The sequence below is a fragment of the Deinococcus pimensis DSM 21231 genome, from assembly GCF_000519345.1.
In the GTDB taxonomy this organism is placed as follows: domain Bacteria; phylum Deinococcota; class Deinococci; order Deinococcales; family Deinococcaceae; genus Deinococcus_A; species Deinococcus_A pimensis.
Genome location: NZ_KI912643.1, coordinates 19,097 through 26,847, shown reverse-complemented (window position 1 = coordinate 26,847; position 7,751 = coordinate 19,097). Strand labels below are relative to the sequence as shown.

Here is a 7,751-nt window from a genome sequence, read left to right as displayed (position 1 = left end):
GCGCTCGCCGAGGCCCTGCGCGGCGTAGACGTTCGCGATCAGCAGGCCCGCGCGGACGCTGGCGGGGCGGTCCTTGAGGACGGAGTAGGCGTACGGGAGGGCCTCGGTGCCGCGTCCGGCGCGCACGAACGCCTCGGCGAGGCGCAGTCGGGTGTCGGTGTCGGAGGGGCGCAGCGCGAGGACGTCGGTGAGGGTCTTGACGAGCTCGGCGTCGTCGCCGCGCCGGGTGAGTTCCGTCGTGAGGGCGCCGAGGACGGTGAGGACGGCGGCGTCGCCCGCCTTGGACGCGCGGGCCGCCTCGAGCGCCTTGCGGTACTCGGCGAGGGCGTCGTCGAAGCGGCGCGCGCGGGTCGCGACGACGCCGAGATTGTAGTGGCCCTCGTAGCGGTCGGGCGAGAGCCGCACGAGCTGCTCGAATTCGAACTTGGCGCCCGGGAGGTCACCGAGGCCGTAGAGCGCGAGTCCGAGTCCGAAGTGCGCGTCGGGGTCCTCGTAGCCCTTCGTGAGGGCCGTCTCGAAGAGCGTCCGCGCGGTGGCGTAGTCCTTCGCGGCGAGGGCCGCGCGGGCCCCGGCGAGGTCGGGGGTGGAGGTCTGAACGGTGGCGGTCGTGACGGACGCGCCCTGCGCGTGCGCGGGGCCGCCGAGCAGGCCCGCGCACGCGAGCACGCTCAGCGTCATCCGGGATGGTTTGTGAGCCACAAGCTCCTCCTGACAGGGTGGGGGATTTCTTGGGCGTCATCGTAGCACGCTAAGGTTTCTTCATGAATGAAAAACACGGCAGCGAAAGCATTTTTGCCCTCGCTGCCATCATGAGTGAGAATCTTATTGGAGGCTGATCAATCCAGCCGGCGCGGCGCCGGGCTTCTTGAGGGCCAGCTGCCCGCAGGCGGCGCCCGCGTCACGCCCGCGCGAGCGGCGCACGCTCACCTCGACCCCGCGCGCCTCCAGACGGTCGTAGAAGGCCTGCAGGTCCGCCTCGGGCGTCTCCTCGAACCCGCTGCCGTCCCACGGGTTCATCGGGATGAGGTTGACGTGCGAGACGAGGCCGCGCAGCAGGTCGGCGAGCAAGTCGGCCTGCCAGAGGTGGTCGTTGACGCCGCGCAGCATCGCGTACTCGAAGGTGACGCGGCGGCCCGTGAAGGCCTGGTACTCGCGCGCGGACGCCATGATCTCCGCGATGGTGTTGGCGTGCGCGGTGGGGATGATGCGCTGACGGGTCTCCTCGTCGGGCGCGTGGAGGCTGATGGCGAGCTTGATGCCGAGGTCGTCCTCGGCGGCGAGCTTGCGGATGCCGCGCGGCAGGCCCACCGTGGAGAGCGTGACGCGGCGCTTGCTCATGCCGAGCGCGTGCTCGTGGAGCATGATGCGCGCCGAGGTCATGACGTGCTCGTAGTTCAGCAGGGGCTCACCCATGCCCATGAAGACGAGGTTGCGGATCTCTCGCGGCGAGATGCCCTGCCCGCGCGCCACCGCGAGGACCTGCCCGACGATCTCGCCGGGCGTGAGGTTGCGGCCGAAGCCCAGCGCGCCCGTCGCGCAGAACGCGCACTTGGCGGGGCAGCCGACCATCGTGGAGACGCAGATGGTGCGGCGGTCCTCGTAGGGCATGTACACGGCCTCCATCTGCTTGAGGTCCGGCAGGGTGAAGAGGTACTTCACGCTGCCGTCGCTGGAGGGTACCGTCTCGATGCTGAGGAAGGGGTCGAGGGTGTAGGACGCCGAGAGCTCCGCGCGGACCTTCGCGGGCAGGTTCGTCATGTCCGCAAAAGACGCGGCGCCATGCTCGAAGACCCACTGCAGCAGCTGCCGCTTGCGGTAGCCCTCCAGGGGGTAGGCGTCGGGGTGGAGGTCGAGCAGGGAAAGCATCGGGAAAGTCTACCCTGAAGACATGGTCAAGGTCCGTGCGGGAAGCACGATGCGGGGGAGGCCGTGCGCGTTCCGCTCTGGCCTCCCCCACCGGGTGCGGCGCTAGATCTTGATGTTGACGATGGTGACGCCGTGCCCGCCCTGGTAGGGTTCGGCGTCGTGGAAGCTCGCGACGCGCTTGTCCGTCTTGAGGTAGTCGCGGATGAGGCGGCGCAGCACGCCCTGCCCCTTGCCGTGCACGACCCGCAGGGGCGTCTCGCGGAGCGCGGCGGCCTCGGAGATCGCGCCGCGCAGCTCCTCGATGGCCTCCTCGACGTGCTGGCCGCGCAGCTGCAGTTCGCGCTGGAAGGAGGCGGGACCGCCCCCGGCGAAGGCGGCCACCTTCACCTTCTCCTCCTGCTTGAGGCGCACGTCGCGGCGCCGCACGTTGACCTTCATCACGCCGAGCTGCACGACGAGCTCGTCGCCGCGCACCTCGAGCACCTGCCCGGTGGAACCGTAGGCGGGCACGTCCACCTGCGAGCCCACCTTGAGGGGATCGCCCTTGAATTCCTGCGGCTGGGGCCGCTCGGCCTGCGCGGCGCGGCGAAGCTGACGCAGCTCCTCCATGACGCGGGGACGCGCGACGTCCTCGCGGGCGCGGGCGCGCAGCGTGCGGACCTGATCGAGGGCCTCGGCGTACACGGCCTCCGCGCGGTTGTGCGCCTCGGCGATGAGCTCGTCGCGGCGGGCCTGGAGTTCCGCGCGTTCCTCCTGCACGCGCTGCAGTTCCGCCTCGGATTCGCGGCGGGCGCGCACGGCGGTGTCGAGCTCGCGGCGCAGCGCGTCGCGTTCGTGCTCCAGGTTCTCGAGCAGCTTCTCCAGCATGCCGCCCTCGGGACCGAGGATGGACTCGGAGCGCGAGGTGACGTCCTCCGGGAGACCCATGCGCCGCGCGATCGCGAGGGCGTACGAGCGGCCCGGCTGACCCACCTGCAGGCGGTAGGTGGGTGACAGGCTCTCCACGTCGAAGCCCATGCTGGCGTTGCGCAGGCCGGGCGTTTCGAGCGCGAAGAGCTTGAGGGGCGCGAGGTGCGAGGTGATCACGCCGCGCGCGTCCTGCCCGAGGAGCCGCTCCAGGAGGGCCTGAGAGAGGGCCGCGCCCTCCTGCGGGTCCGTGCCGGAGCCGAGCTCGTCGACGAGCAGCAGCGTGTCCGGGCTGGCCTCCTCCAGGATGTGCCGCAGGTTGCGCAGGTGCGCCGCGAAGGTCGACAGGCTCGCCTCGATGCTCTGGTCGTCGCCGATGTCCACGAGGACGTCCCGGACGACGGGCAGGCGCGCGCGGGCCGCGGCGACGTACATGCCGCACTGGTGCATCAGGACGGCGAGCCCGAGCGTCTTGAGGGTGACGGTCTTGCCGCCCATGTTGGGGCCCGTGATGAGCAGCATCTTCGTGCCGCCGAGCTGCAGGTCGTTCGGAACGGCGTTCTCGATGAGGGGATGGCGGGCCTCGCGCAGGTCGTAGTCGCCGCGCTCGGCGCGTTCGGGGCGGTTGAGCCGCCACTCTCGCGCGAGGCGGGCCTTCGCCGCGATCAGGTCGAGTTCGCCGAGCACGTCGAGGGTGCCCGCGAGACCGGGCTCGTTCGCGACGAGTCCGGACAGTTCGAGCAGGATGCGGCGCACCTCGGCCTCCTCCTCGAGTTGGAGGCGGGCGAGCTCGTTGTTGAGGGGCGTGACGGCGGCGGGCTCCACGAAGTACGTCTGACCCGTCGCGGACGCGTCCACGACGATGCCCTGCACGCTGTTCACGTACTGCGCCTTGACGGGCAGCACGTAGCGGTCGCGGCGGATGGTGACGAGGTGCTCCTGCAGCATGTCGGCCCAGCGGTCGAGCATGGCGGTGAGCTTCTCGCGGATCTCGTTACGAAGGGGGTTGAGGCGGCGGCGGATCTGACGCAGGCGCGGGCTGGCGTCGTCGCGGACCTGACCGTCGCGGTCGAGGCTCTCGAGCGAACGGCGCACGAGCGCCACGTGGTCGCCGATGCGGACGGCGAGCTCGCGCAGCGGTCCGCGCGAGCCCTGCACGACGGAGCGGCGCAACGTCATGGCGGCGTCGAGGGTGTAGGCGACCTCGAGGAGTTCCTGTCCCGCGAGGATCTTGCCGTCCAGGGCGCGGTGGAACAGGGGACGGATGTCGTTCACCCCGCCGAGGTTGAGGTTGACGCCGAACAGGGCGTCCTCGACCTGGTCGAGTTCACGGTTGAGGCGGCCCTCGTCGCTGGAAGGCACGACCGCCTGGGCGCGTTCGAAGCCGTAACGCGTGGCGGTGCGGGAGGCGAGCGCCTCCCGCACGCGCGGGAAATCCAGGGTGTCGAGGGCGTGGGCGTCGAATGGCACGAGGTCAGTCTAGCAACGCGGGCCGCGCGAACCGTGCTGTGAATGGCTTAGTGACCGCAGAGTCTTCGGGGGCTCAGACGTGCTCCTCGGGCGCCTCCTGCGGGACCGCCCGTGAGGCCCGGCGGCCCCGCAGGCCCATCACCACGAAACCCAGCACGGCGGCGGCCACGGCGGCCGCGACGATCCACCACTGGTAGCGCGCCCAGAGCTTCAGGACGATCTCCCCGAACCACCACAGGGCCACCTGCCACGCCGCCACCCAGGTGAGCGCGCCGATTGCGCTGAAAAAGGCGTAGCGCCCCAGGGGCATGCCCGCCGCGCCCGCGTACAGGATGAAGGGCGTGCGGATCACGCCGAACCAGCGCGACACGATCACGACGAGGCCGCCCCAGCGGTCGAGCCAGCCGCGCACCTCGTCCAGGTTCATCGCGCCGCGCGCGCGGGGGGGCAGCAGACGCGCGATGCGGTCCCCGAGGAGGTAGCCGATCAGGTTGCCGATCCAGTTGCCGAGCGCGCCCCACAGGATCGCCTCGGCCATGCTGGTGCGGCCCGCGTTGATCAGGAAGCCCTCGGCGAGCCAGACGAGCTCGAAGGGAATGCCGGGCACGCCGATGCCCTCCACGAGCAGCAGCACGAACAGCACGAGGTGGACGAGGCCGGGCGGGAGGGTGCCCAGCCACGTCGCGAAGCCCGCGAGGTCCACCGCTCAGCGCAGACGCGCCAGCACCGTCTGCGAGCCGTACACCTGATCGCCGACGCTCACCTCGAAGTCGACGTCCTCCGAGAAGAGGAAGAGGTCCACCTGCGAGCCGCGCTCGATGAACGACACCTTCTGGCCGGGCGCGAGGGTGTCGCCGACCTGCACGTACGTGCGGATCTTGTTGACGAACTTGTCGGCGATCTCGACCATCGCGATCTTCACGCGGCCCTCGATGAACACCGTCTGGCGTTCGTTCTCCAGGGCGTAGCGCTTCGCGAAGAGGTCCACGGCGCGCCGCAGCCACGTGAGCTGGACGTACTCCCAGAGGTCCACCATGGGGAGGTTCGCCTTCGCGCCGGTATGCTCGATGCCGGTGATGCGCCCGGCCACGGGCGCGTAGTTGTAGTGCACGTCGAGGGGACTCATGTAAATGCCGATCAGCCAGCCCGTGCCGGGGATGGCGCCGTCGGGCCACTCGGCGTGGGTGATCTCGGAGACGCGGATCTTCTGGCCGAGCTTCTCGGACTCGATGACGCCGTCCTCGACACGGCGGATGTAGACGACCTGCCCGTCGCAGGGACTGACGACGGCGTCCTCGTCGCGGGGGGCGACGCGGACGGGGTCACGGTAGAACCAGACGCGCTGGAGGAAGAGGACCACGGCGGCCCAGACGACCGCGACGGGCACGAGGATCCGGAGGATTCGACGCATGTGGGGAGTTTACCGCCTGACGGGCGTGTCGATGGACCCACGGGCGTCCCGTTCCCAGGGCTCGTCCGGCGCGGCGTGGGGTGCGCCGTGGTGCTCGCGCCAGCCCTTCAGGGCGATGTAGGGCAGTTTGGGCGCGTAGTACAGCGCCATGCCCGCGGCGCCGCGCCACGCGGCGGGACGACCGTCACGGGTACCGCAGGGCGAGAAGTCGCCCCGGCGGACGCCGCCGTCGAGGTGACGCCACACGGACGCGTGGCCCTCGCGCGCGGCGAGGTCGGCGAGGCGGTCGGCCTCGGTGTGCTCGCACCACGCGGGGTCGAAGCCGGTGAGGTCGTGCAGTTCGAGCGCGAGGTCGCGCACTTCTCTCGTGAGGCCGCCCCGCGGGTAGGTCTCGCGCAGGGCGTTGTAGCGCTCGCGGGAGAAGCCGAGGGGCCGCTCGATGGCCGCGAGGCGCCACGCGGCGTCCACGATGGCGCGCAGACGGGCGGGGTCCCAGACGGGGTCGAGGGCGCGGATCTCCAGCGTGCCGAGCCGACGCGTGACGATGAGGTCCTGGAAGCGGTGCAGCGGATCGTCGCGCAGCGGTCCGAGCGCGAAGGACGCGTGCAGACGGTACGACTGGCCGTAACGCTCGGCGCCCTTCCAGGGCGAGGAGGCGCTCGCGAGGACGAGGACGGGCAGGAAGCGCGCGACGTTCCCGTAGGCCGTGGAGAGGTGACGGCGCGCCACGCCGAGGTGCAGGTGCAGGCCCGCCGTGTGGTAGGCGTCGTCGACGGGGAGCATCCCGACGGGCGCGAACAGGCCGCGCGGCATGACCCGCGCGAGGTCCGCACGTCGCGCGAGGGCCTCGCCCACGAGGGCGTCGGGCGTGATGTGCACGCCCGTGGAGACCTCCACGGTGCTCATGAGGTCGCGCGGACGGCGGGTGAAGTTCGTGGCGGTGCGCGCGAAGTTGCGGCGCGGGTCCTCCCACAGCAGCTTCGAGAGATCGAGGAGGCTGGCGGTGGAGGGACGCCCGTCGAAGAGGACGAAGAACTCCTCCTCCAGGCCGAGGGTGGGGCCGATCACGAGGCCAGTGTATCAGCGGGGGCGGAAAGGTCCGTGTGCGCCCTTCTCCCCCGCCGGGCCGCCCCGGTGCTCTATCATGAACGCTCGTGAAGCCGCGTGTCCCCGCGTTCCCGACCTCGCTTCGAGCCAAGCTGAAGCGCCGTCACGCCGCGCTGACGCTCACGGCGGCGGCGCTCCTGACGGGGGCTGCCGTGAACGGCTGGTCGTGGCTGCCCACCGGGCGCGTGGTCGTGGAGCGCGTGGAGCGCGCCGCGCAGGAGCTCCCGGTCGCGACGATCCCGCCGGGGCGGCTGCTGGTCGTCTCCCCCCACCCGGACGACGAGACGCTCGCGGCGGCCGGCATCATCCAGGCGCGGCACGCGCGGGGCGGGGAGGTGTACGTCGTGTTCCTCACGAGCGGCGACGGCTTCCCCTGGGAGGTGATGACGTCGCGCCCGCGCAGCCTCGCCCGCGCGGAGGACTACCTGCGGCTCGGGCGGGTCCGCATGGCCGAGGCGCGGCGCGCCACCGCCATTCTCGGCGTGCCGCGTGACCACGTGTTCTTCCTGGGCTTCCCCGACCGGGGCCTCACGAAGATCGACACGGAGAACTACCTCGCGCCGTACCGCAGCCCGTACACCCGCGTGGACCGCGTACCCTACGACGGCGTCGTGGAGAAGGACGCGCCGTACACGGGCCGGACGCTCGCGCGGCTCCTCGGGCGGATCATGACGGACGTCTCGCCCGACGTGGTCCTCGCGCCCAGCGTCCGCGACGGGCACCCCGACCACCGCGCCGCGAGCTTCCTCGCGACCCGCCTCGCGAGCGAGCGTGGCGCCAGACTGTATTACTACGTGGTCCACGGCGGGCTGGAGTGGCCCCTGCCGAAGGGCCTGCACCGCGACATGCCGCTCACGCCGCCGAACGCGCATCAGGGCGGGCAGCGCTGGCACCGCTTCGATCTCACGGAGTCGCAGGAGGACGTGAAGGCCGAGGCGGTGCGGGCCTACCCGTCGCAGCTGCGCCTCCTGTCGCGCTTCATGTGGGCGTT

The 7,751-nt window shown here is 71.3% G+C and carries 7 protein-coding genes; 1 reads left to right on the top strand and 6 read right to left on the bottom strand.

The genetic code is table 11. The features are described from left to right. The 6 genes from DEIPI_RS0111795 to DEIPI_RS30590 form a co-directional block, all read right to left on the bottom strand. A partial coding sequence (locus DEIPI_RS0111795; protein WP_027481906.1) for a tetratricopeptide repeat protein occupies window positions 1–699 on the bottom strand: 699 nt, incomplete at its 3' end. 123 nt (window positions 700–822) lie between these two features. Beyond that, window positions 823–1,866 (bottom strand): dual-specificity RNA methyltransferase RlmN, encoded by a 1,044-nt coding sequence (gene rlmN, locus DEIPI_RS0111790; RefSeq protein WP_027481905.1) that lies wholly within the window; start codon window positions 1,864–1,866, stop codon window positions 823–825. A gap of 102 nt (window positions 1,867–1,968) precedes the next feature. Further along, entirely contained in the window at window positions 1,969–4,242 is a 2,274-nt protein-coding gene (locus tag DEIPI_RS0111785) for an endonuclease MutS2 (protein WP_027481904.1), read from the bottom strand. Window positions 4,243–4,315: 73 nt separating this feature from the next. Further along, window positions 4,316–4,945, bottom strand: coding sequence for a DedA family protein (locus DEIPI_RS0111780; RefSeq protein ID WP_052351711.1), 630 nt, complete (start codon window positions 4,943–4,945; stop codon window positions 4,316–4,318). Between the two features lie 3 nt (window positions 4,946–4,948). Next, window positions 4,949–5,653 (bottom strand): phosphatidylserine decarboxylase, encoded by a 705-nt coding sequence (locus tag DEIPI_RS0111775; RefSeq protein WP_027481902.1) that lies wholly within the window; start codon window positions 5,651–5,653, stop codon window positions 4,949–4,951. A 9-nt stretch (window positions 5,654–5,662) separates the two neighbouring features. Then, complete coding sequence (locus DEIPI_RS30590) at window positions 5,663–6,721, bottom strand: hypothetical protein (RefSeq protein WP_052351710.1); 1,059 nt, start codon at window positions 6,719–6,721, stop codon at window positions 5,663–5,665. 86 nt (window positions 6,722–6,807) lie between these two features. On the opposite strand from DEIPI_RS30590, the gene DEIPI_RS30585 reads away from it, so the two are divergent. Next, on the top strand, window positions 6,808–7,751 hold a 944-nt coding region (locus DEIPI_RS30585), incomplete at its 3' end, for a PIG-L deacetylase family protein (protein WP_211238284.1).